At 60.7% G+C, this 22,017-nt stretch carries 20 protein-coding genes; 6 read left to right on the top strand and 14 right to left on the bottom strand.

Annotated elements, in window-relative coordinates; all coding sequences use genetic code 11:
- Positions 1 to 56 precede the first annotated feature (56 nt).
- Both ACZ9IM_RS29385 and ACZ9IM_RS29380 read left to right on the top strand, forming a co-directional pair.
- Positions 57 to 1,031, top strand: coding sequence for a quinone oxidoreductase family protein (locus tag ACZ9IM_RS29385; RefSeq protein WP_427622730.1), 975 nt, complete (start codon positions 57 to 59; stop codon positions 1,029 to 1,031).
- A 29-nt stretch (positions 1,032 to 1,060) separates the two neighbouring features.
- Entirely contained in the window at positions 1,061 to 2,011 is a 951-nt protein-coding gene (locus ACZ9IM_RS29380) for a LysR family transcriptional regulator (RefSeq protein ID WP_476225748.1), read from the top strand.
- Positions 2,012 to 2,157: 146 nt separating this feature from the next.
- On the opposite strand, the gene ACZ9IM_RS29375 is transcribed toward ACZ9IM_RS29380, so the two are convergent.
- The 11 genes from ACZ9IM_RS29375 to ACZ9IM_RS29325 all read right to left on the bottom strand — a co-directional run bounded on the left by ACZ9IM_RS29375 (position 2,158) and on the right by ACZ9IM_RS29325 (position 15,181).
- On the bottom strand, positions 2,158 to 3,627 hold the full coding sequence (locus ACZ9IM_RS29375) for a GDL motif peptide-associated radical SAM/SPASM maturase (RefSeq protein ID WP_476225747.1): 1,470 nt from the start codon (positions 3,625 to 3,627) through the stop codon (positions 2,158 to 2,160).
- A gap of 271 nt (positions 3,628 to 3,898) precedes the next feature.
- A complete protein-coding gene (locus tag ACZ9IM_RS29370; protein WP_476225746.1) occupies positions 3,899 to 4,480 on the bottom strand; it encodes a DUF1842 domain-containing protein in 582 nt (193 codons plus the stop codon).
- 54 nt (positions 4,481 to 4,534) lie between these two features.
- Positions 4,535 to 5,179 carry a DUF1842 domain-containing protein gene (locus ACZ9IM_RS29365; RefSeq protein ID WP_476225745.1) on the bottom strand — a complete coding sequence of 215 codons (645 nt, stop codon included), beginning with the start codon at positions 5,177 to 5,179 and terminating at the stop codon, positions 4,535 to 4,537.
- Positions 5,180 to 5,220: 41 nt separating this feature from the next.
- On the bottom strand, positions 5,221 to 5,409 hold the full coding sequence (locus ACZ9IM_RS29360; RefSeq protein ID WP_008012203.1) for a DUF1843 domain-containing protein: 189 nt from the start codon (positions 5,407 to 5,409) through the stop codon (positions 5,221 to 5,223).
- A 237-nt stretch (positions 5,410 to 5,646) separates the two neighbouring features.
- Positions 5,647 to 6,534 carry a YghX family hydrolase gene (gene yghX, locus ACZ9IM_RS29355; protein ID WP_476225744.1) on the bottom strand — a complete coding sequence of 296 codons (888 nt, stop codon included), beginning with the start codon at positions 6,532 to 6,534 and terminating at the stop codon, positions 5,647 to 5,649.
- 260 nt (positions 6,535 to 6,794) lie between these two features.
- A complete protein-coding gene (locus ACZ9IM_RS29350; RefSeq protein ID WP_476225743.1) occupies positions 6,795 to 8,360 on the bottom strand; it encodes an amino acid permease in 1,566 nt (521 codons plus the stop codon).
- A gap of 156 nt (positions 8,361 to 8,516) precedes the next feature.
- Positions 8,517 to 9,677: an iron-containing alcohol dehydrogenase gene (locus ACZ9IM_RS29345; RefSeq protein WP_476225742.1), complete on the bottom strand. Its 1,161-nt coding sequence runs from the start codon at positions 9,675 to 9,677 to the stop codon at positions 8,517 to 8,519.
- A 3-nt stretch (positions 9,678 to 9,680) separates the two neighbouring features.
- Positions 9,681 to 11,072 (bottom strand): aldehyde dehydrogenase family protein, encoded by a 1,392-nt coding sequence (locus ACZ9IM_RS29340; RefSeq protein ID WP_476225741.1) that lies wholly within the window; start codon positions 11,070 to 11,072, stop codon positions 9,681 to 9,683.
- Between the two features lie 7 nt (positions 11,073 to 11,079).
- Positions 11,080 to 12,453: a glutamine synthetase family protein gene (locus ACZ9IM_RS29335; protein WP_476225740.1), complete on the bottom strand. Its 1,374-nt coding sequence runs from the start codon at positions 12,451 to 12,453 to the stop codon at positions 11,080 to 11,082.
- 227 nt (positions 12,454 to 12,680) lie between these two features.
- The gene (locus ACZ9IM_RS29330) at positions 12,681 to 14,438 is read right to left on the bottom strand and encodes an L-lactate permease (protein ID WP_476225739.1); all 1,758 of its coding nucleotides are present in this window, start codon (positions 14,436 to 14,438) and stop codon (positions 12,681 to 12,683) included.
- Positions 14,439 to 14,539: 101 nt separating this feature from the next.
- Positions 14,540 to 15,181, bottom strand: a complete 642-nt coding sequence (locus tag ACZ9IM_RS29325; RefSeq protein ID WP_427623030.1) for a TetR/AcrR family transcriptional regulator — start codon at positions 15,179 to 15,181, stop codon at positions 14,540 to 14,542.
- Between the two features lie 100 nt (positions 15,182 to 15,281).
- On the opposite strand from ACZ9IM_RS29325, the gene ACZ9IM_RS29320 reads away from it, so the two are divergent.
- Entirely contained in the window at positions 15,282 to 15,935 is a 654-nt protein-coding gene (locus tag ACZ9IM_RS29320) for an NAD(P)H-dependent oxidoreductase (protein WP_427623031.1), read from the top strand.
- Between the two features lie 186 nt (positions 15,936 to 16,121).
- On the opposite strand, the gene ACZ9IM_RS29315 is transcribed toward ACZ9IM_RS29320, so the two are convergent.
- On the bottom strand, positions 16,122 to 17,243 hold the full coding sequence (locus ACZ9IM_RS29315; protein WP_427623032.1) for a DmpA family aminopeptidase: 1,122 nt from the start codon (positions 17,241 to 17,243) through the stop codon (positions 16,122 to 16,124).
- A gap of 161 nt (positions 17,244 to 17,404) precedes the next feature.
- A complete protein-coding gene (locus tag ACZ9IM_RS29310; RefSeq protein WP_427623033.1) occupies positions 17,405 to 18,508 on the bottom strand; it encodes a polyamine ABC transporter substrate-binding protein in 1,104 nt (367 codons plus the stop codon).
- 111 nt (positions 18,509 to 18,619) lie between these two features.
- Here ACZ9IM_RS29310 and ACZ9IM_RS29305 point away from each other — a divergent pair, with 111 nt between their 5' ends.
- Positions 18,620 to 19,393 (top strand): helix-turn-helix transcriptional regulator, encoded by a 774-nt coding sequence (locus ACZ9IM_RS29305; RefSeq protein WP_427623034.1) that lies wholly within the window; start codon positions 18,620 to 18,622, stop codon positions 19,391 to 19,393.
- Between the two features lie 111 nt (positions 19,394 to 19,504).
- Here the strand turns inward: ACZ9IM_RS29305 and ACZ9IM_RS29300 are convergent, their stop codons facing one another.
- Positions 19,505 to 20,446, bottom strand: coding sequence for a class I SAM-dependent methyltransferase (locus ACZ9IM_RS29300; RefSeq protein WP_427623035.1), 942 nt, complete (start codon positions 20,444 to 20,446; stop codon positions 19,505 to 19,507).
- 203 nt (positions 20,447 to 20,649) lie between these two features.
- Here ACZ9IM_RS29300 and ACZ9IM_RS29295 point away from each other — a divergent pair, with 203 nt between their 5' ends.
- Positions 20,650 to 21,057, top strand: a complete 408-nt coding sequence (locus tag ACZ9IM_RS29295) for a response regulator (RefSeq protein ID WP_427623036.1) — start codon at positions 20,650 to 20,652, stop codon at positions 21,055 to 21,057.
- A gap of 131 nt (positions 21,058 to 21,188) precedes the next feature.
- On the top strand, positions 21,189 to 21,857 hold the full coding sequence (locus ACZ9IM_RS29290; RefSeq protein ID WP_427623037.1) for an HAD family hydrolase: 669 nt from the start codon (positions 21,189 to 21,191) through the stop codon (positions 21,855 to 21,857).
- The last annotated feature ends 160 nt before the right edge of the window (positions 21,858 to 22,017 follow it).

Raw genomic sequence — 22,017 nt, 5'->3', positions numbered from 1 at the left:
ACCGATACTTCCCCACATGGCGCAGATGGGCTGCGCTGAAGTGAAGGAGTCAGGCAATGGTTTCTGTCGTTCGTATCGCACACACCGGCGCACCTGAGGTGATGACCATCGAGCAGGTGACGGCGCGTGAGCCGGGGCCGGGTGAAGTCTGGCTGGAGCAGGAGGCGATTGGCGTCAACTTCCTCGATGTGAGTCAGCGCAAGGGCGCCGTACCGCTGCCATTGCCGTCGGGGCTGGGCCTTGAAGGGGCGGGCCGGGTTGCCGCCATCGGCGCGGGGGTGAGTAACGTCAAGGTGGGTGATCGGGTGGCGTACGCAACGGGGCCTGCTGGCGCTTACGCCAGTGCGCGATTGTTTCCGGCCGAGCGGCTGGTGCCGATTCCAGACGCATTGACGGCTGAAGAGGCGGCCGCGGTGTTGTTCAAAGGTATTACCGCGCAGTACCTGCTGAAGACGACTTACCCGGTCGGCCCCGGCACCACCCTGGTTCTGTATGGCGTGGCGGGCGGCCTCGGGCAGATCATGGCGACGTGGGCCAAACACCTGGGGGCCTTTGTCATCGGCATTGTGTCCCGGGCCGAGAGTGTCGAGACAGCCAAGGCGCTGGGTTGCGATGCGGTGCTGGTGTTCAATGCCCAGACACTCGCCGCGGATGTGGCGCAGATCACCCACGGCAAGAAAGCCGATGTGGTCTACGATCCCATCGGGCGGGTGTCGTTCGAAGCGTCGCTCGACTGCTTGCGACCGCGTGGGTTGATGGTGTCTTTCGGGGCATCCTCCGGGGCGCCGACGGCGGTCGAAGTGGCCACGCTCAATGCCAAGGGCTCGTTGTTCCTGACCCGTCCTTCACTCGCCGCGCACACTACGGATATCGCCGAATACCGGCAACGGGCCGATGATGTACTGGCGGCGGTCGAGGCGGGCATAATCAAGCCCGGCATCTGGGGCCGCTATGCATTGGCCGATGTCGCCAGGGCCCATGCCGATCTGGAAGGTGGCCAATCTCGCGGAGCGATCGTCCTCAAGCCCTGATCGTCTGTTACCTGAAAAAAGAGTGTTTTGTGAACCCACTGGACAGCCGCCACATCGATGAAATTGCAGCGCTTCTTGCGGTCGCCTCGGCGCATTCGTTCGTGGCTGCCGGACGTCTGCTGCAACGCCATCCGACGGTAATTTCAAAGCGCCTGGCGGCCATGGAAAAGCGCCTGGGCGTGCGGCTGATGGAGCGCACGACACGACAGGTGCGGTTGACCGATGCCGGCAACCGTCTCGTCGAACGCCTGCGCTCCGCCACGGGGTTGATCATCGAGGCTGAACAGGAAGCGTCACTGGGCGCGGCGCAGGTTCGTGGCGTCTTGCGCCTGGCTTTTCCCGCCGCGATGGGGCGCCTGTGGCTGGCGTCGATGCTGCCGGAATTTCTGGCGGCTCATCCGCTGGTCTCCGTCGAGGTGGATTACAGCGATCGCGTGGTCGACATCATTGGTGAAGGATTCGATGCGGCGATTCGTATTGGCGAATTGAACGACAACCGCCTGGTCGCGAAGAAGCTCAGCGATCATCGCCGCATTCTCTGCGCTTCACCGGGTTACATAGAACAGCATGGTTTACCGGCCAGTCCGAAAGCACTGACCGAGCACAACTGCCTGGGCTTCACCGGCCTCGCGGCGTTTCCTGAATGGCGTTTGTCGAAGGGTGATCGGCAGGAGAGGGTCATCACCAGGGGCACCTTGACTTCGAACGACGGCGAGGCGTTGCTCGCCGCGGCCAAGGCTGGCGTCGGTATTTTGGGCGCCGGCGAGTGGCTGATGAGCCGGGAAATCGCCAACGGCCAGATGGTTCGCGTTCTGCCGGAGTGGGACCTGGATGCCCAGGGCGGGATTTATCTGGTGCGAGCATCCGCCGCTTTTACGCCGGCAACGCTCATGGCCTTCAAGGAATGGCTGGAGGGCAGATTCGTGCAAGGGCCGCCTTGGGCCAACCCTGCAAATACACCAAGCGCCACTCCCACTTAAGCGCGACTCTTCACTCATGCCTACCTTTGTGGCGAGCGAGCTTGCTCGCGCTGGGCTGCGTAGCGGCCCCAAAATCTGACAACAATTACCGATTTTGGTGAGTGCTACGCACTCAAGCGCGAGCAAGCTCGCTCGCCACAGGTTTCTCACTGACTCAAGACGGTATTTGGCGGCATCCCCAACAGGCCAGTCAGGGTGTTGATGATCGCTTGTTGCCGGGCACGGTCTGTCTGGTGCACGGCTTCTGCGGCGGCGACATCGGCGTTGCAGTGAGGGCAGGTCACTTCGTGCGCATGGATGTACTGCAAGCAACCGCGACACAGCGCCAGTTGCGGTGGAATACGTCCTTCGTCCGGCGATTTCTGGCCCTGGTTTGCCCAGGCCAGTTTGATCACCTGGCCGCTGTCGCTGACGCTGCTGACCGTCTCGCCGGTATCGATGCGTTCGGTGATCAGGTCAAAACGTCCGACGGCGAAGGACGTCTTTGCCGCGTCTTCGAGTTTGACGATGCGCTCGCGCAGCCCGCGTTTTTGCAGGTCCAGCGCGCGGTAATGGCAGTAGGGGTTGTTGCCGGGTTTGCCAAGCAGGGAGTGCGACGTCCAGGTGCAGCCGCCACGGCAGACGTCGTTGTAGTAACAGCTTCGGCAATAACCCCACAGGTCTTCGACGCCGCGCAGTCGGCCAAAGTGCATGCCTTCGCTGTAGTGCCAGATATCGTGCAGGCTCATGTTGCGAACGTTGCCGCCGGAAAACCCCACGGTTGCCAATGACGGGCAACCCTTGACAGTGCCGTCGGCTTCCAGCGCCAGCACGGTCTGGCCGGCGGCGCAGCCACTCCAATGCACGCGCTCGTCGCCGAAACCACGCCACATGTGTTCATAAGGACCGTAGTAACCAATGTTGTTGCCCACGTTCATCAGCAGGCCGCGATCGACCCCTTCGCGATACAGACGCGCCAGCAACGGCATCACTTCCAGCAGTTGATAAGGCTGCAATAACAGCTCCGGGTGGTCGACGGCATTGCCCATGGCGACCGTCAGCTGGATCTGCCAGTGAGTGGCGCCGAGGCCGATGATCAGGTCCATCAACTCGGGCAAGTCGGGCAACGTGGCTGCGCCGATTTGGGTGTTGACGCTCACCGCAAGTCCGGATTGTTTGGCGCGTCGCAAGGTGTCTACCGCCTTGTCGAACGAGCCCGGAACATTGCGCACCGCGTCATGCAACGGGGCCAGTCCATCCAGTGAAACACCGACGCCATTGAGCCCGGCATCCACCGCTGCCTGCATTTTCGCCGGTGTCAGGTTGCGTCCACCGGTTTGAATGGCGCAATACATGCCGTGATCGTGGATGGCCTGAATCAGTTGCGTCCAGTCCTTGCGTAAATAGGCTTCACCACCGATCAGGGTGATCTCGCGGGTGCCGAGGGCGGCCAGGGAATCGATGACGTCCAGGCATTCCCGGGTGTTCAATTCATCGGGGCGTCTGTGGCCTGCGCGTGAGCCGCAATGCAGGCATTTGAGATCGCAGGCCAGGGTGATTTCCCAGACCACATGCACCGGCACGTAGCGTTTGAGGTCGGTTTCACTGAGGTAGCGGGCAGGGCGACTGTCTGACATGGAAAATCCTTGCGCACAACGCGTGCGCGGCACGAATCCATCGAAGTGTTCGCGCCTTCCTTGGGGCAGTGGCGCGACCGGATTTACCTTTTGTTGTTGAAAAGAACCCGGGCTCGGCTAATGCCAGTCAGTTAAGGACTGAACACCGTAGCCCTGTGGGAGCGAGCCTGCTCGCGATGGCGTTGGGTCAGCCAACGTTGGCGCTGAATGTACCGCCCTCATCGCGAGCAGGCTCGCTCCCACAGGTTGGGGCCAAGCCCGGTAGTGCGGGTTAGCGAGCCTCCAGTCGGGCGATTTCAACGTTCAACTGGTCCAGCGCGTTGCGCAGCGCACCGCTGTGGGCCAGTTGCTGTTCACCCTGGCTGACCACAGCCTTCAGTTGCGCCAGGTCACCGCTGGTTTGCGCTTGCTGGACCGCGACGGCGTAGAGTGGCACCGCATGGTGCGGATGCTCCGGGCGCACAATAACGGGAGCCTGGCTGACCGCTGCGTGTTTCACGTAGTGCCAGACGCCCTGTTCCTGGTACTTGTAGTCGGCATAACCGCTCGCCCAATCGCCGCCTAAAATGCCCTTCAAACCGAAGGTCTGGGCGATCTGGCTGAGAGGGCCGCTCGGGCTGCCCGCCAGGGTGAGGATGATGTGGTTCTCCGCCGTCGGCACCAGTTTGGCCTCGGAATACTCACCCCATACACGGGCACGGAAGTTGAGGGTCGGGTAGGTGCTTTGGAAAATACTCGCAATCCCGCTGACTTTTTTCTTTGTGGTATCCACCAGCAGATCGAGGGTTAAAACCGGTGCGCCCAGCAGGTGATTACTGACGTTCAGGCGGGTATGAAAAAGTCCGATTGACATGGTGCTACTCCCTTATTTGTATTCAAGACAAGTCGGGCATATTTCGTGGTCGAGTCAGCGGCGTTCCTGCCGGCTGATTTCTTCCTTGGCCGTTTCAAGCGCACTCTGCAGTTGGGGTTGCTGATCCAGTTGCTTCTGGGCCAGGCGCGACAGGTTTTTCATCTGGGCCAGGTCACCGCTGGCCATTGCACTTTGAATCGGTGCGGCGTACAGCGGCATGATTGGCGGATACGGTGATTCCGGCGGAATCACCGGGCCGGGTTCCAACGGCAGCGGGGAGACGTGGGACGGTACTGCCTCAATGAGATGGGCGGGAGCATTGTTAACCTCGACCCACTGCTGACCATTCAAGTACGAATAGTTGGCGACGCCTTCTTTCCAGTCGGTGCCCACCACCAGTTGCAACTTGAAATTCACGATGGAGTTCGAGCCTGAGCCGCCGTGATTGCCTTGTGCGGTGATCAGGATTTTGCTGACGCCGGGTGACATGACCGTCAGGTAGGTGTATTCGCCCCAGACATCGGAATGCACATCCAGAGGCGGGTTGGTCGCCTGAGTGATTGCGGCGGTGCCGTTGACAGTCTCGTCAGGGGTAAAGACCAGGAGATTGAGTGCCAGACTTTGTGCACCCGGTGCCGAAGTACCAATTCGGTAACCGAGCGGGAACAAACCGACAAGTTGTTGATTAGAACCAGACATGGTTATTGCCTCCATTGCAATAAGGGGAGCGGAAATAGCTGTTAGTGCTTTTCCAGGCGTGCGACTTCCTTTGCCAATTGCTCGTAAGCGGTAGTTAGCTCTTTGTTTTCTGGTGTGGATGCATCGCGTTGTTTCAATAGCGTCTTCATTTCCGGCAGGCTGCCGGCCTTGATCGCGCTTTGGATGGCCACCCCATAGGGGGGCATGCTATGGCGAGTTGAACTGCTCATAACGATTCCTTCCGTGGTGTTTTGCGGGCACTGCCGTGATCAGCAGTTTTTGCAGTTAAGCAGGCGCGGATAAATATGCAATGGGCAACTGAAGAGTAATATTTAATATTATTTTATTAATCGCGATGGGTTAGGAGGCGGTATGTTCAATATTAAGTTTGGCGATGAAGGAAGTGCTGTTCAGTTACTTTTTCATAAGCGTCAAGTTCCTTATCGCCATTATTCGTATTTGAAAAATCAAGCCAGGTAGCGCCGAAACCAGGCCAGTGTTCGATCCCAGGCAAGCCTGGCGGCGGCATCATCGTATCGAGGTGTGGAGTCGTTGTGGAAACCGTGGTTAACGCCCGGATAGATATAGGCCTCATACGTTTTGCCGGCTGCTTTCAACGCCTGTTCGTAGGCGGGCCATCCTTCATTGATGCGCGTATCCAGTTCGCCATAGTGGAGCAGCAGCGGGGCTTTGATTCCGGGGACATCTTCAGCCTTTGGCTGACGGCCATAAAAGGGTACGGCGGCCCCTAATTCCGGATAGGCCACGGCTGCGGCATTGGCGACTCCACCGCCATAACAGAAGCCGGTGATGCCGACTTTCCCGCTGGTGGCGTCATGTTTCATCAGCCACTCGATGGCGGCGAAAAAGTCATTCATAAGCTTTTCCGGGTCGACGGTCTGCTGCAATTCCCGGCCTTTGTCATCGTTGCCGGGATAGCCGCCCACTGACGTCAGACCGTCTGGGGCGAGTGCGATGAACCCCGCTTTGGCAAGGCGTCGGGCGACATCCTCGATGTAAGGATTAAGCCCACGATTTTCATGCACGACCACCACCGCCGGCACCTTGCCGGTGGCTTTGGCAGGGCGCACCCAATAAGCACGAACCTGCCCGTGACCCTTGGGCGAGGGGTAAGTGATGTACTCGGCGATGATGTCCGGGTCGGTAAATTGCACTTGTTCGGCCAGTGCATAATTCGGGCTGAGGGCGGCGAGGAGGGCTGTGGCCGTCAAACCGCCCAAGGTGAACAGCGCCGCACGATCAAGAAACTCTCGCCGGTTGATTTTACCGTGGGCGTAGTAGTCGTACAGTTCGAGCAGTTCAGGGGCAAAGTCTTTCGCCGTGAGACGGTCCATCTGCGTGCTTCCTGTTGGTTGATAAGGTCAGTGTCAGACACTAGACCCTGTGGCTAGGGGCTTCTGTGGCTAGAGGGTTTCTGTGGCGAGGGGGCTTGCCCCCGTTGGACTGCGAAGCAGTCCCAAAAACCTGCTACCTCGTTCTGCCAGGCACACCGCATGCACCGGCTTTGCGACTGCTTCGCAGCCGAACGGGGGCAAGCCCCCTCGCCACAGAAGTCCCTTTGCCACAGGTTCTGCGCTTGGCACGTCCTTGGCAATCAGCTCCCAGCCTGTTTGTTCAACGCCTCTTCAGCCGCGGCGATTTCAGCCTGACGCTTGATGATCATGTCGCCTACGGGTGGGCCCTGGAAGCGCCGGGCTTCAAAGGCGAACCAGACAATCGCGGTCAGAATCAGAAAACCGAGCGTGATGTACAGCGCCCAATCGTTCGGTGGCTGGATGCCGATGACAAAGATCAGCACCATCGAAAGGATCGAGAGGATGGCGAACAATGAGTAAAACCCGCGCCCCATGTTCCACGGCCCCATGGTCGGCCACTTCGCAGTCCCGTAGGTAAACAGGCCCAGCACGATGGGAATGATGAAAGAGAAGAACAGGAATATCACCGTGCAGGAGACCACGATCGTGTAAACCGGTGTTTCGCCGATCGATACCAGGGACGATCCCCACACGAACAATACCGCGAGCGTGGCACCGGTCCAGATCGCCGCCACCGGGCTGCGATGGGTCGGTGAGACCGAGGCCAATGCTTTGGAAAAGGGCAGGCCGCCGTCACGGGAAAACGCGAAGATCATGCGTGAGACCGAGGTCACGGTCGCCAGCCCGCAGAGAACCTGTGAGATGAAAATGGCCAGGTAAAGCGCCATCTTGATCGCCGGGTTCACCTGGGTGTCCATCGCCCAGAAGAACACATTCCAACCCTGCTTCGCCGCTTCGTCCATGCTTGGCAGCATCAGTACAAACGAGCAGAGCATCACCCAGCCGAACAGCAGCGACCAGGCCACCGAGCTGACCATCCCGACCGGTACCGACACGGATGCCTGATGGGTTTCTTCGGAGGTATGCGCCGAGGCGTCATAGCCGGTGATGGTGTAGATCGGCAAGAGCAGGCCGAGCATGAAAATCCAGCTGTTCGACACCTGTGGCCAGACGTTGCCGCCAGCCTCGCCGGAATAGTTGCTGAAGGTCACCAACCGGGCGAACTCATAGCTGGGCGCGGAGATCAGGCAGACGATGGTCAGCGCGAGCGCCGTGGCGAAGATCAGGTAGCCCGAGAAGTCAGTGAGTTTTGCGGTCAGGCCGATGCCGAAGTGGTTACACAAGGCCTGGAGGCCGGTCAGGATCGCCAGGAAAGTAATCCGTGTGGTGATGGTGTCTTCCATTCCCAGGGCCGGTCCGAAGGCACCGAAAAAGAAGTAATAGGTACCGACGTTGATCGCGCCGAGCACCGTGATCAGCCCCAACAGATTGAACCAGGCCGTCAGCCAGCCGGTGAAGCGGTTACCGAGAATCGAGCCCCAGTGATAGAGGCCACCAGCGGTTGGGTAGGCCGAGGAAATCTGTGCCATGGCCATGGCGAAAACCCCGGAGATCAGGCAGCCCAGTGGCCAGCCGATACCGATTGCCGCACCGCCTGCACCCGAAGTGCCCTGCGCCAGCGAGTTGATGCCACCCGAGAGGATGCAAATGATCGAAAAGGAAATGGCAAAGTTGGAGAAAACGCCCATGCGTCGCGAGAGTTGCTGGGCATAGCCCATGTTGTGCAACACCTTGAGGTCGTCGTCTTGTGGCGCGGTGGCGCCGGGTTGGCTTACTGGACTCATAACGTGTGCTCTTGTTCAGGTTTTGATCCACATCCATCCGCGTGGTGCGTGCCGAATGGGTTTGTCTTCAACCCCCTGTTGTACTGCTCCTGCCTCTAACGGTTGAAATCCATCCAGGTTGCGTGCTCACACGTTGGCCATGGACAGACGATTGCTCTAGAGACGGCCGTGAAACGCCGCATCGAAAATTTCTGCCGCGCCAGTTCGTGTCAACGGCAGCGGGTTGCCGCCGGCGCAGGGGTCGACAATCGCCATGTCTGCGATCAGATCGGCCTGCTTGTCATCCACCCCCAGTTCAAACAGCGTATGCGGCACGCCGATGTCTTTGCGCAGCTTGAGGACGAAGGCCAGAAAGCTGTCGAATCCCGGGGAGGGCAGACGCAAATAAGCCGCCAGGCGGGTGATGCGTTCCTCGATGGCCGGGCGGTTGAACTTCAGTACATAGGGCATGAACGTGGCATTGGTCATGCCGTGGTGGGTGTCGTACAGGGCGCCCACTGGATGGGCGAGTGCGTGCATGCCACCCAGGCCTTTCTGGAAAGCGGTAGCGCCCATCGCCGCAGCCGCCAGCATTTGCGCGCGCGCGTCGAGGTCGGAGGGGGTGTGTACGGCGCGTACCAGGGCATTGGCCACCAGGCGCATGCCTTCCACCGCAATACCTTCGGCCATGGGGTGAAAACCGGGAGCGCAGTACGATTCCAGGCAATGGGCAAACGCATCCATGCCGGTGCCAGCGGTGACTTTTGCCGGCATGCCGACGGTGAGGGCCGGGTCGCTGATGACTACGCGCGGCATCATTTTCGGGTGAAAGATGATGCGTTTGGTGTGCGTACGCTCGTCGATGATCACCGCCGCACGGCCCACCTCTGAACCGGTCCCCGCGGTGGTCGGCACCGCAATGACCGGGGCGATGCTGCTTTCGTCGGCGCGTGTCCAGTAATCGCCGATGTCTTCGAAATCCCAAACCGGTCGGGTCTGGCCGCTCATGAACGCGATGAGCTTGCCCATGTCCAGGCCGCTGCCACCACCGAAGGCGACCACGCCATCGTGGTTGCCGGCGCGCCAGGCGTCGAGTCCTCCTGCCAGATTGGCTTCAATCGGATTCGGCTTGAGGTCGCAAAACAGCGCTACACCGAGGCCGGCAGCGCGCAAGGATTCCACCGCTGCGGTGGTGATCGGGGCACGCGCCAGGCCACTGTCGGTGACCAGCAACGGTCGCTGGATCCCTTGGCTGCGGCAGACCTCGGCCAATTCGGCGATGCGGCCAACGCCGAAGCGGATGCTCGTGGGGTAGTTCCAGTTCGCGGTCAGGCTCATGGCTCAGATCTCGTGGCGCAGATGGAAGGATTTCGCGCGGGTCAGGTGTTCATAGCCAAGGCGCGACAGCGTGACGCCGCGCCCGCTGTTTTTCACCCCGGTCCAGGCCAGGGCCGGGTCCAGATAATCGCAGCGGTTCATGAACACGGTGCCGGTGGCGATCTCGTCGCCGATGCGTTCGGCGGCAGCGAGATCCTGGGTCCAGATGGACGCGCTGAGCCCAAACTCACTGTCGTTCATCAAGGCAATGGCTTCGTCGTCGCTGGCCACCGGCATGATGCCGACCACCGGGCCAAAGCTTTCCTCGCGCATCACCGACATTTTATGGGTGACGTCCACCAGTACCTGCGGCGCGAGGTAGGCGCTGCCGGGTGCATCGGCGGGAAAGTCCTTTGGATCGATCAACGCCCTGGCCCCGTGTGCCAGCGCATCGGCGATCTGCCCGCGAACGAATTCAGCGGCGCTCGGTGTGATCAGGGGGCCGAGGGTGGTGGCCTCGTACAGCGGATTGCCCAGCACGTATTGGCGGGTCAAGGCGACGAAGCGCTCGACAAAGGCCGGGTAGATTTTTTCATCGACATAGATACGCTCGACGGCGCAGCAGCTTTGCCCGGAGTTGAAGAAGCTGCCGTCCACCAGGTTTTCCACCGCATGCTCAAGGTTGGCGTCTGCCCGGACGTAGGCGGGGTCTTTGCCGCCGAGTTCCAGGCCCACGCCGAGGAAGCATCCAGTGGCGGCGCTTTCCATGGCCTTGCCGGCATCGACTGAACCGGTGAAGTTCACCTGCTGCACGCGTCCTGAAGCGATGATCGCGGCGGTCTGCTGATGATCGAGCAGCACGTTGTGGAACAGGCCTTCGGGCAGATGGGCGCGGCGAAAGGCCTCGGCGAAACGCTCGCCCACCAGCAACGTTTGTGTGGCGTGTTTGAGGATCACGCTGTTGCCCGCCATCAGCGCCGGGATGATCGTATTCACTGCCGTCAGATAGGGGTAATTCCACGGCGCGACGACCAGCACCGTACCCAGCGGCTCGCGTTTGATACAGCGCCGAAAACCGGCGACAGGCGCAGGTTCAATTGCTGCCAACGCCTCAGGCGCAATGGCGATCATGTGCCGCGCACGTTCTTCGAAACCGCGCAGCTCGCCGGCGCCGAAGCGTATCGGGCGGCCCATCTGCCAGGCCAGTTCCAGCACGATCTCGGCCTTCATCGCCAGCATCGCGTACACGGCGGCACTGCAAAATGCGGCGCGTTCGCTCAGCGGCCGACGCTGCCATTGCGCCTGGGCGGCTGCGGCCGCCGTCAGAGCCTGGTCGAGCTGCGCCGCATCGGCACGGCGGCGTTCGGCGTAGACCCGGCCATCGACCGGGGAGATGAGTTGAACGATCTCAGTCATGGCGTGCTCAATAGCGCTCGAAGCCGCGCTGCAGTTCCCAGTCGGTGATGCGCCGGTCGTACTCTTTCTGCTCCCACTCGGCGGTGTGCACGTAGTGGTCGATCACTTCATCACCGAATGCCTCGCGCAACATGCTCGACGCCTTGAGTGCGGCGCAGGCATCGCGCAAGGTTTTCGACACTTCGGGCAAGTGCTCGTCGACGTAGGCATCGCCCTCGAAGGGCGGCGTCAGGTTGAGTTTCTCGTCGATACCGGCCAGGCCCGCGGCGATCAAGGCGGCGAAGGCCAGATAGGGGTTGAGGTCGGCGCCACCGATGCGGCATTCGATGCGGATGGCCTTGCTGCCTTCCGCGCACAAACGAAAGCCTGCGGTGCGATTGTCCCGACTCCATACGGCCCGCGTAGGCGCGAAAGTGCCGGCCTGGAAGCGCTTGTACGAATTGATGTAGGGCGCCAGAAAACAGGTGATGTCGTTGGCGTATTTGAGCTGCCCGGCCACCCAGGAGCGCATCAGTTTCGACATGCCAAACTCGGCCTTGGGGTCGAAGAACAGCGATTTTTTGCCATTCTTGTCCCATAGCGAATTGTGCACATGGCTGCTGGAACCGGCGGCGTCATAGCGCCACTTGGCCATGAAGGTGATCGCCTTGCCTTGCAGTTGCGCAATCTCCTTGCAGGCGTGCTTGATGATCACATGGTGATCGGCCATGGTCAGGGCGTCGGCATAACGGATGTTGATCTCTTCCTGCCCCGGCCCCCATTCACCCTTGGAGTTTTCCACCGGAATGCCGGAGGCCTGCAGATGCTTGCGAATCGCCCGCAGCACCGGCTCTTCGCGGGTGGTCTGGAGGATGTTGTAATCCTCGATGTAATGGCCGGCGGTCTTCGGCTTGTGGTAGTTGCGCTCGTGGATGGCTTCATAGCTCTCGTCGAACAGATAGAACTCTAGCTCCGAGGCGAACATGCCGGTATAGCCGCGTTCGCGCAGGCGCTCGACCTGTTTTTTCAGGATCGCCCGAGGGCTATGGGGCAGGTCGCGCCGATGGTGGTGATCGAGCACGTCGCAGAGCACCAGCGCCGTGCATTCCAACCAGGGCACGCGACGCAAGGTGGCCATGTCGGGTTTCAGGACAAAGTCGCCATAGCCTTTGCTCCAGCTGGCCGCGGCGTAACCCGGCACCGGTTCCATGTCGATGTCGTCAGCCAGCAGGTAATTGCAGCAGTGGGTTTCTTCATGGCCGCTGTCGATGAAAAACTCGACCTGGAATCGCTTGCCGACCAGTCGTCCTTGCATGTCGACCATGCAGACCAACACGGTATCGATCTCGCCGGAGGCAGCGGCGCGCTTGAGTGCATCAAAGCTGAGGAGGGGCTCGGTCATCACGTCAATCCTGCGTGAAAGGTTTGGGCCTGTCTGAAGTAGCTGTTGCAGACGCTCTCCAGAAAAAACCAAAACCTGCAGAATCGAGCATCGTGTGCAATGAGCTGCTGAAAGCTTAGCCTACTGTTGCCATGCGCAAGTTTCGGCCTGATGTGAACGGCGGTTATCTGGCGTGAGGCATGGCCCGGGTTGCGATGCCGGGCCATGGTTAACAGCGGTCGCCTCGGTTAATTCCCACCCACCACCATATGACTGAACGGCGCCACATAGGCCTGCAACGTCACCAGCCCGCCGACCAGAATCGCCAGCACCACGGAGTGGAAAAACACGTAGCGCAGGATTTCCCCTTCATGGCCGTACCAGCGGGTGGCGGTGGACGCGACCACGATCGACTGGGCGTCGACCATCTTGCCCATGACCCCGCCGGAACTGTTGGCCGCCGCCATCAAGACCGGGCTCAGGCCCAACTGCTCGGCCGTTACCCGTTGCAAGCCGCCGAACAGCACGTTGGAGGCTGTGTCCGAGCCGGTCAGGGCAACGCCGAGCCAGCCGAGCAACGTGCCGAACATGGGGTAGAAAATGCCCGTTGCGGCGAAGGCCAGGCCCATCGTGGCGTCGAGGCCCGAGTAGCGGGTCAGGAAGCCCAGGGCAAGCATGGCCACAATCGTGATGAGCGAGTAACGCACCACCCACAGCGTTCGCAGGTAATGGTGCAGCAGCTGCGGGATGGAATAACCCATCAGCAGCCCGCCGAGGATCGCCGCCAGCAAGATGCCGCTGCCGGTGCTGGTGAGCCAGGTGAACTTGTAGACCGCGTCCTCTTTTTTAGGTGTAGGCACCACGGGCGGCACCTTCTCGATCTGTTGGTGAATGGTGGTGAAGGTCAAGGTCGGGGCAAAGATCGGGTTGGCCTCGCGCATCGGCTTGCCTTGGGGATCGAGCTTGGCCGAGTGGGTTTGCGGATCCATGACCGGGCGGGTGTCGAACAGGTTCTTGAAGCTTTGAGTGCCCCAGGCAAACACGAAGACGGTGAGGATGATCCATGGCATCCACGCCCGCATTACGGCAGGTTTGGCGTCGCTGGCAAAGGTCGCGCTGGGTTTCTCGTCCTGGTCCACATCCACACTGGAGTTGTCGGCGCGTCCCGACAAGGCGGCGGAGGTGTGCACAGTGGCTGGCTTCCAGACCTTGAGGAAACCGGTCAGGCAGGCCATGGAAATCAGCGCGGCGATCACGTCCACCAGCATCGGCCCGTGGTAGTTGGACACAAGAAACTGCGGTATGGCGAAGCTGACCCCGGCGACCAGGATCGCCGGCCAGATCTCCAGCATCTTGCGCCAGCCGGCGAAGGCCCAGATCAGCCAGAACGGCACGATCACCGAGAAAAATGGCAGTTGTCGACCGACCATCATCGACAGCTCCATTTCATCCAGCCCGGTCACTTTGGCCAAGGTGATGATGGGCGTACCCAGGGCGCCGAACGCCACGGGCGCGGTATTGGCGATCAGTGCCAGGCCCGACGCGGCCAGGGGCGAAAAGCCCAGCCCGATCAGAATGGCCCCGGTCACCGCCACGGGGGTGCCGAAACCGGCGGCCCCTTCGAAGAAAGCGCCGAAGCAGAAAGCAATCAGCAGCAGTTGCAGACGTCGATCATCAGTGATGCGCGCCAGGGAATCCTGCAGCACTTTGAACGAGCCATTCTCGGTGGTCAGCCGATGCAGGAAGATGATGTTAAGCACGATCCAGCCAATCGGCAGCAGCCCGTTGGCGGCGCCATATAGCGCGGCTGAGCCCGCCATGTCCGCCGGCATGCCGAAGGCGAAAATCGCAATCAACAAGGCCGAGCCCAGGGCCAACAACGCCGCCAGATGCGCCTTGATGTGGAAAAACGCCAGGGAGACCAGCATCACCACCACCGGCACCGCCGCCATGATGGTTGATAGCAACGGGTTGCCGAAGGGGTCGTAGATTTGCTGCCAGACCATGTTCCACCTCTGCTTTTTATTGTTGGTAGCGCAGACCCCCGTGGGGGAAGGTGGTTTGGAGTATAGGTGGCATTACGCTGCTGTCCTGGCGGGCCAGCCGTTCAGGTTTCGAGGCCGACCCCGAGGCGTGCGCTCCTTTCGACCATCGCCATGATCGTTGCGAAAAGTTCGTCCTGTGCCTGCACTGGCGTGATCTCGCCAGTCGCGGCGGCGTGAGACAGCGCCTCGGCTGCACCGAGCATCGCCCGAAGACTCGCTGGCGCGATTTCACCCGCTCCGGCGAAGGGGAGAAGGGCGTTGCGGCACTTGTCCATGAAGATCGCTTCGTACTCGCGCTTGATCTTTTCCAGCTCGGGCGAGCTGGTCAACGCCGCGATCACGCCGGGTATCTCGCGGCCCTGGAGAAGAACGCAATCAACATATGAAGACGCGATGACCATTGCCTTGCTCGCCAGCGTCGGTTCACTGGTTTGAAGCGCAGCGTCCATGAGCGCGGTCTGACGCGCGTCGAACTCCTGATAAAGCGCCGCCAGCAACCCGGGGCGGGTGGTGAAATGATCGTAAACCACCGGTTTGGTCACCCCCGCCTGTTCGGCGAGCCGGCCCAGGGTCAAGGCTTCCGTGCCTTCCTCTCGAACCAGCTGCCAGGCGACATCCAGCAATTGGCGCTGGCGCTCTTCGCGCGACATCCGGCGACGTGGTTGCGGGCTGGAATCCTGCTCAGGTGTTTCGGTGCTTGACATGCTTATGTACCAAAAGTAGCTTACTGATCGTAACTTACCAAGAGTATATAAGGCTCGTCTCTAGCCCTCAATCACTCATTCCGTAGCAGGAGTTTTCGACATGCACGCACTCATTGTTGTCGCTCACCATGATCTACAGTCGCTCACCCATAGCCTCGCCAGGCAGATCGGCGAAGGCGTATCCGTAGCTGATTCCGACAACTCTTTCGAGATCGCGGACCTTTGGGCGCAAGGATTCGATCCGAGGTTCGGCGCGGCCGATCTCGCCGTCCATCATCGCGAAGCACCGCCCCCCGCCGATGTGGCCGCCGAGCAGGCGAGAATCGATGGCGCCGATGCGCTGGTGCTGGTGTATCCGGTTTATTGGTGGTCGATGCCGGCGCTGCTCAAAGGCTGGATCGATCGGGTGTTCGCCAATGGCTGGGCATTCGATTTCAGTGCGGATGCCAAGTTGGAGAAGAAGCTTCGCCACCTGCGGGTTCACCTTGTGGGTGTCGGCGGCGCAGATGCGGGAACCTATGCGCGCCACGGTTATGCCGACGCCATGAAGACGCAGATCGACCATGGAATCTTCGATTATTGCGGTGCCAGCGTTGTGACGTCCGAGCTGTTGCTCGACTCGGAAATCCAGGAGCCGACGGTTCATCTGGAGGTTGCGCGGGTGATTGGTCGTGATCTTTTCGGTGCATCCAGGCGCAGCGACGCGGCTCAGGATATTCACCTTTGCCGACCGGTCAGCGCCGACGCTTTTTGACAGACAAAAAAAGAGCCTCAAAGCTCTTTGATGGGGAGGAAGTAGAGCCCAGAGGCTCAAGATGCGCATGAAACAAGTGGTGAGCTTATTGGGGTTCAGTTCACTCACCACCTACGCAACGGCTTTAAACCTCCAACCGCTACGTACCAATATCGTAAGAAGCCGGTGGCTGGCACTCAAGTACCATTAGTCTAATCCCCCCGGCCAACCGGCCTGGCGCAGCGCTTTGAGCAAGGTGTTGGCATCCAGGCCCGGCACCGTATGGCCGTTGCCTTCGGTGGTGTTCGCGGCCAGCAGGGCGTTGATGATGGCTTCTTCCACGGCTTCGGTGGCGGCCAGGAACAGTTCGCTGATGTGGTCGTTGTTGACCATCCTCAGGTGATCGCAAGTAGGCGCGCCTTTGCCTTCATAAGCGGCTGGCGGCACGTGCTGATTGCCGGTGGCGAAGGCCACGAAAATGTCGCCGCTGTGGTCTTCATTGCCGCCACCGGTGCGGGCCAGGCCGAGGCTGGCACGTTGCGCGAGGCGCGTGCATTGGTGGGGTAAAAGAGGCGCGTCGGTGGCCAGGCAGACGACGATGGAGCCCATGCCCGGATGGGGCAGGGAGGCCTTGAGGAAGGGCGAGTCGACCTGCTCCATATAACGCCCCACGGGGTAACCGTCGACGCGTAATTCGTGACGAATGCCGTGGTTGGCCTGGACGATTGCGCCGACGGTCCAGCCTCCTTGAGCACTATTCAGCCGGCGCGATGCGGTGCCAATCCCGCCCTTGAATTCATGACAGATCATCCCGCTGCCACCGCCCACCGCGCCTTCGATGACCGGGCCGCCGACGGCTGTGCGCAGAGCTTCGGCCACATGTTCCGGACGTACATGAAAACCGTTGATGTCGTTGAGCAAGCCGTCGAACGTTTCCAGCACCACGGGCATGTTCCAGTAAAGGCGCCCATCGTCGGGTTGCTCCTGACGATCCAAAACGATCAGCGCGTCGCGCACTACGCCCAGGCTATGGGTGTTGGTGAAGGCAATCGGACTGGTCAGCAGGCCGGCCTCGCGAATCCACTCAAGCCCCGTGGCATCGCCGTTACCGTTGAGCACATGGACGCCGGCGAAGCATGGCTGTTGATTGGCGGAACCGGCACGGGGCTCGATCAGCGTGACTCCGGTGTAGATGTCGCGGCCGCTGGCGGTTTGTCCTCGCACATTGCTGTGGCCGACCCGTACACCGGGCACATCGGTGATGGCGTTGAGGGGGCCGGGTTGCAGTTGGCCGAACTGAATGTTCAGGTCGCGGGCACGTGGTTTCATCGTTTCTCTCATCTTCAATTTAAAAAGGGGGGCTTATTAGCCCGAAGGTAAGAAACCTGTGGGAGCGGGCTTGCCCGCGAAAGCGGTGTCTCTGACGACATCAATGTTGACTGTGCCGCCGCCTTCGCGAGCAAGCCCGCTCCCACATGGATTGCGTAGGATCACTGACCGTTCTTCACGGTGCTCCAGACGCGCGTGCGGACGCGCTCGGTCGCCTTCGGCAGAGGTTCAAGAGTGAACAGCTTGGCCATGGCCTCGGTCGGCGGGTAAATGGCAGGGTTGTTGCGAGTCGCCTCGGCCACCAGGCTGGTCGCGCTGCGATTGCCGTTGGGGTAGGACAGATGATCCGTGACCGGAGCGATGACTTCGGGGCGCATCAAGTAGTCGATGAACGCCAGGCCTTGCTGCGGATGCGGCGCGTCCTTGAGCAGCACCAAGGTGTCGAACCACACCGGCGCCCCTTCCTTCGGCAGGCTGTAGGCGATCTTCACACCATTGGCTGCTTGTTCGGCGTTGGTCTTGGCTTCCAGCATCGCGCCGGACCAACCCACCGCCACGCAGATGTTGCCGTTGGCCAGGTCGCTGATGAATTTTGAGGAATTGAAGTAGGCAATGTGCGGGCGCAGCTTGAGCAGCAGCGCCTGGACTTTCTTGTAGTCCTCGGGGTTGGTGCTATTGGGTGGCAGGCCCAGGTAATGCAGCGCGACCGGCAGCATCTCCGAAGGCGAGTCGAGCATTGCCACGCCGCACTCGCCGAGCTTGGCCAGGTTCGCTTCGTTGAACACCAGCTCCCAGGAGTCCACCGGCGCCTTGTCGCCCAACGCGGCGCGGACCTTGTCGACGTTGTAGCCGATGCCGTTGGTGCCCCACAGATACGGCACAGCGTACTGGTTACCCGGATCGTTGTTGGCCAGTTTCGCCAGCAGCCCGGTGTCCATGTTTTTGTAGTCAGGCATTTGCGCGCGGGGCAGTGGTGCAAGCGCCCCGGCCTTGATCAGCGTCGGCAGGCTGAAGTTGCTGGCCACCACCACGTCGTAGCCGCTGCGGCTGGTCAGCAGTTTGCCTTCCAGGACTTCGGCGCTGTCGAAGGTGTCGTAAACCGGCTGGATCCCCGTGTCGCGCTTGAAATCCTGCAAGGTGTTGGGGCCGATGTAGTCATACCAGTTGTAGACGTTCACGGTGGGGGCGTCGGCGGCGACCGCCGAAAGCGAAGCGCACAAACAGGCGCCCAGTCCCAGGTTGATATGCGAGCGATGACCACTCATGATGCGGCACTCCTGGCCTGCTGCAGGCCGGTGATGATCAGGTGCTTGCAGCGTATCGGCAGGCGGGGGACTCACCCATTCCCATCATGGGTTACTCGAAAGGGGTAGGGCGTGGACGCGTTGCTCAAGGAATTGCCGATGCACCAAGGGTTGGCGCGGGTTTTTGCGGCGTTGGGGCAGGACGGGTTCTGGCGTGCGCTGGTGGACACGCTACGGCTATTGGTGCCGCTGGATAACGCGTTGGTCGCGGTGATGCGGTCGGGGCGGGTGCCACGGCTGCTGATTGATTTCGACTCCAGGGACGGCGCCGACGAACACGAAGAACTGGCGGACTACAGCGCCGGCATGTACCTGCTCGATCCGTTCTACCAGGCCGCTTGTGCCGGTATTGCCGATGGCTTGCACAGCCTGGCCGCCGTGGCTCCCGACCAGTTTCAGCAGAGCGAGTATTACCTGAGCTACTTCCGCTCGGTGGTGGGTCGCGACGAGTTGCAGTTCATGGTCAATGTCGACGGCGCGGTGCTCGGTTTATCGTTGGGCCGCTCGACGACGTTCACCCTTGAGGAGCAGGGCCGTCTGCTGTGCGTGCGCGACTGGGTGCTGGCGGCCATGCGCCGTCACCTGCAACTGATGCCCCCGGAAGGGCCGACCGCCGAGGCCGTGGCCGGCGATCTGGCGACTCTGCTGGATCGCTTCGATGCGCGTTTATCGGTGCGCGAAGTCGAGACGGCGCGGCTGATTCTCCAGGGCTTCTCCAGCAAAGCCATCGCCCAGCAACTGGGTATTTCCCCGGAAACGGTGAAGGTGCATCGGCGCAATCTCTATCACAAGCTTAATGTGAATGGGCATGGGGAGCTGTTTGCGCTGGTGTTGCAGCCGCGTTGATACCTTGTGGGAGCGAGCCTGCTCGCGATAGCGGTTTATCATTCAACACGGTTATCGACTGACCCACCGTCATCGCGAGCAGGCTCGCTCCCACAGGGGGCGGGCGGTGACTCAGTTTTTCAGCGTGAACACCAACGCCTTCAACCCGCACTCGACATCGGCATCCGGAAACTCTGGCGGATTTTCCAGTCGCTGCTCAAACCGCAAGCTTGGCGCTTCGCGGGTGACGCCATCGATGAGAAAGTCCGCACCGAACGCCGGATCGTTCATGCAAGCCAGCACCGTGCCCTGTGGGCTGAGCAATTCCGGCAGGCGGCGCAGCACGCGCTGGTAATCCTTGGTCAGCAGAAAACTGCCTTTCTGAAAGGACGGCGGGTCGATGATCACCAGATCGTAAGGACCATTGCTGATGACCTTGCCCCAGGACTTGAACAGGTCATGGCCGAGAAAACTCACCTTGCTCAAGTCATGCCCATTGAGCCGATGATTGTCGCGGCCACGGCTCAGGGCCGAGCGAGCCATGTCCAGATTGACCACATGCGTAGCGCCACCCGCAATGGCGGCCACCGAAAACCCGCAGGTATAGGCGAACAGGTTCAACACCCGCTTGCCATCAGCATTGGTCCGCACCCAATCGCGGCCGTAGCGCATGTCGAGGAACAGGCCGGTGTTCTGTTTGCGGCCCAGGTCCACGCGATAATGCAGGCCGCCTTCGGTGATTGTCATCTCGTCGATCGGCTCCCCGAGCAGCCATTCGGTGGTGCTTTCCTGCAGGTATCGATGTTGCAACAGCAAGGTATGCGCGCCGGATGTCGTCCATGCAGGCGACTGCGTGATCGCCATCAGCCGCTGCTTCAAATCGTCCAGTTGCGACGCTTGCGGTTCCTTGAACACACAGACCAGCACCACGCCCTGCAGCCAGTCGACAGTCAATTGCTCCAGCCCCGGCCAGCAGCGGCCACGGCCGTGGAACAGCCGACGGGTTTCGGCGGGTGCTGCCGCAAGCGCTGTCAGCAAGTGGTCGTGGAGGACGGAGAGGGCATCTGGGTTCATCGGGCAAAGTCGGCCATGCATGGGGGGGCGGCATTTTAACCACAATTATGCGCTGACAAACGGTCGTATTTGTCAGCCTGGACGGAGAATGTCCACGTCAGGTGTATCAAAAATGAATTTTCCACGAAGTCCGCTGCTCATACCTGTAGGTGGCGGATTTGAGCCCGCGCAAATCATTTACGTAATCAGGGAGTGACACAGTCATGGGTCCAGTATCGACGGCGGGCGCGCACTTGTCTGACGGATTGATTCTTGTGGTGGAGGACGACCCGTTGATTCTGGAGTTTCTTTGCGAAATTCTTCAGGAGGAGGGCTTTGCGGTTGAACCACAGATCAGCGCGGACGCCGCGTCGCAGTTTCTTGAGCAGCACGCGCCGGAGGTAGGACTGCTGCTGACGGACATCACCATGCCTGGCAAACTCAATGGCGCGGACCTGGCCAATCAGTTCGGCGACCGTTGGCCAGACAAACCGATCATGATCATGTCCGGCTTTGAAACCCCGAAAAGTTCGGGGGTCAAGCATCGGGTTGCGTTCATCAAGAAACCTTGGGCTGTGGGGCAGTTGCTCGATTGCGTGCAAAGCGCCTTGCATTCGAACCGGACCGTGTAGGCGCTGCCGCAGGCTGCGATCTTTTGATTTTGCTTTTAAAAACGAAGATCAAAAGATCGCAGCCTGCGGCAGCTCCTACGTGGGTGATGTACATTGCTTGAAAATACTCGCCTGGTTCTGGAAATCGCCCTTTGTCCGTTCAAGCATCCGTGTTCAACATCTCGTACCGCGCCTTTCTGTTCGATATGGACGGAACTGTCCTCAACTCCATCGCCGCCGCCGAGCGGATCTGGACCACCTGGGCCCTGCGCCATGGTGTTGATGTCGATACCTTCCTGCCGACCATCCACGGCGTACGCGCCATCGACACTATCACTCGTCTGGCCTTGCCCGGGGTGGACGCTGAAGCTGAAGCCGCGTGGATCACCGAAGCGGAAATCGAGGATGTGGAAGGGATTGTCGAGGTGGCCGGCGCGGCGAATTTCCTCAAGTCGCTGCCTGCCAATCAATGGGCCATCGTCACCTCCGCGCCACGGGCGCTGGCCTTGCGCCGAATGTCGGCGGCAGGCATTCCCGAGCCTTTGGTGATGGTCACCGCCGAAGACGTCAGCGCCGGCAAACCCGACCCTGCGGGGTATCGGCTGGCCGCCAGTCGGTTAGGGGTCGAGCCCACCGAGTGCCTGATCTTCGAAGATGCCGCCGTGGGGATTCGTGCAGGTGAAGCGGCGGGCGGCCACGTCATGGTCATCACCGCGACCCATGTTCATCCGCTCCAGACCCCGCACGCCACCTTGGCCAGTTATGACTCGGTCGAGGCGCGAGTGGATCTCCACAGCCAGATCAACCTGTACACCATTTAATGTGGGAGCGGGCTTGCTCGCGAAAGCGGTTCATCATTCAACATTGATGTCGACTGATACACCGCCTTCGCGAGCAAGCCCGCTTGTATGCTGGGACTTGAAGGGAGGAGGAGGGACAAAGCCCGATTCTGACTGTTGACGCAGTACAGATCCGTGGGAG

It is taken from the genome of Pseudomonas sp. TE12508 (assembly GCF_056279485.1).
The sequence above is the reverse complement of the archived record's forward strand: the minus strand, read 5'-3'. Positions and strand labels throughout refer to the sequence as shown.

Bases quoted from the DNA above. Each gene is read 5' to 3' on its own strand.
- ACZ9IM_RS29300 (WP_427623035.1), bottom strand. From the start codon at position 20,446: ATGAACCCAGATGCCCTCTCCGTCCTCCACGACCACTTGCTGACAGCG.
- ACZ9IM_RS29345 (WP_476225742.1), bottom strand. From the start codon at position 9,677: ATGAGCCTGACCGCGAACTGGAACTACCCCACGAGCATCCGCTTCGGC.
- ACZ9IM_RS29360 (WP_008012203.1), bottom strand. From the start codon at position 5,409: ATGAGCAGTTCAACTCGCCATAGCATGCCCCCCTATGGGGTGGCCATC.
- ACZ9IM_RS29350 (WP_476225743.1), bottom strand. From the start codon at position 8,360: ATGAGTCCAGTAAGCCAACCCGGCGCCACCGCGCCACAAGACGACGAC.
- ACZ9IM_RS29385 (WP_427622730.1), top strand. From the start codon at position 57: ATGGTTTCTGTCGTTCGTATCGCACACACCGGCGCACCTGAGGTGATG.
- ACZ9IM_RS29340 (WP_476225741.1), bottom strand. From the start codon at position 11,072: ATGACTGAGATCGTTCAACTCATCTCCCCGGTCGATGGCCGGGTCTAC.
- yghX (WP_476225744.1), bottom strand. From the start codon at position 6,534: ATGGACCGTCTCACGGCGAAAGACTTTGCCCCTGAACTGCTCGAACTG.
- ACZ9IM_RS29295 (WP_427623036.1), top strand. From the start codon at position 20,650: ATGGGTCCAGTATCGACGGCGGGCGCGCACTTGTCTGACGGATTGATT.
- ACZ9IM_RS29315 (WP_427623032.1), bottom strand. From the start codon at position 17,243: ATGAAACCACGTGCCCGCGACCTGAACATTCAGTTCGGCCAACTGCAA.
- ACZ9IM_RS29335 (WP_476225740.1), bottom strand. From the start codon at position 12,453: ATGACCGAGCCCCTCCTCAGCTTTGATGCACTCAAGCGCGCCGCTGCC.
- ACZ9IM_RS29375 (WP_476225747.1), bottom strand. From the start codon at position 3,627: ATGTCAGACAGTCGCCCTGCCCGCTACCTCAGTGAAACCGACCTCAAA.
- ACZ9IM_RS29330 (WP_476225739.1), bottom strand. From the start codon at position 14,438: ATGGTCTGGCAGCAAATCTACGACCCCTTCGGCAACCCGTTGCTATCA.
- ACZ9IM_RS29320 (WP_427623031.1), top strand. From the start codon at position 15,282: ATGCACGCACTCATTGTTGTCGCTCACCATGATCTACAGTCGCTCACC.
- ACZ9IM_RS29365 (WP_476225745.1), bottom strand. From the start codon at position 5,179: ATGTCTGGTTCTAATCAACAACTTGTCGGTTTGTTCCCGCTCGGTTAC.
- ACZ9IM_RS29325 (WP_427623030.1), bottom strand. From the start codon at position 15,181: ATGTCAAGCACCGAAACACCTGAGCAGGATTCCAGCCCGCAACCACGT.
- ACZ9IM_RS29310 (WP_427623033.1), bottom strand. From the start codon at position 18,508: ATGAGTGGTCATCGCTCGCATATCAACCTGGGACTGGGCGCCTGTTTG.
- ACZ9IM_RS29370 (WP_476225746.1), bottom strand. From the start codon at position 4,480: ATGTCAATCGGACTTTTTCATACCCGCCTGAACGTCAGTAATCACCTG.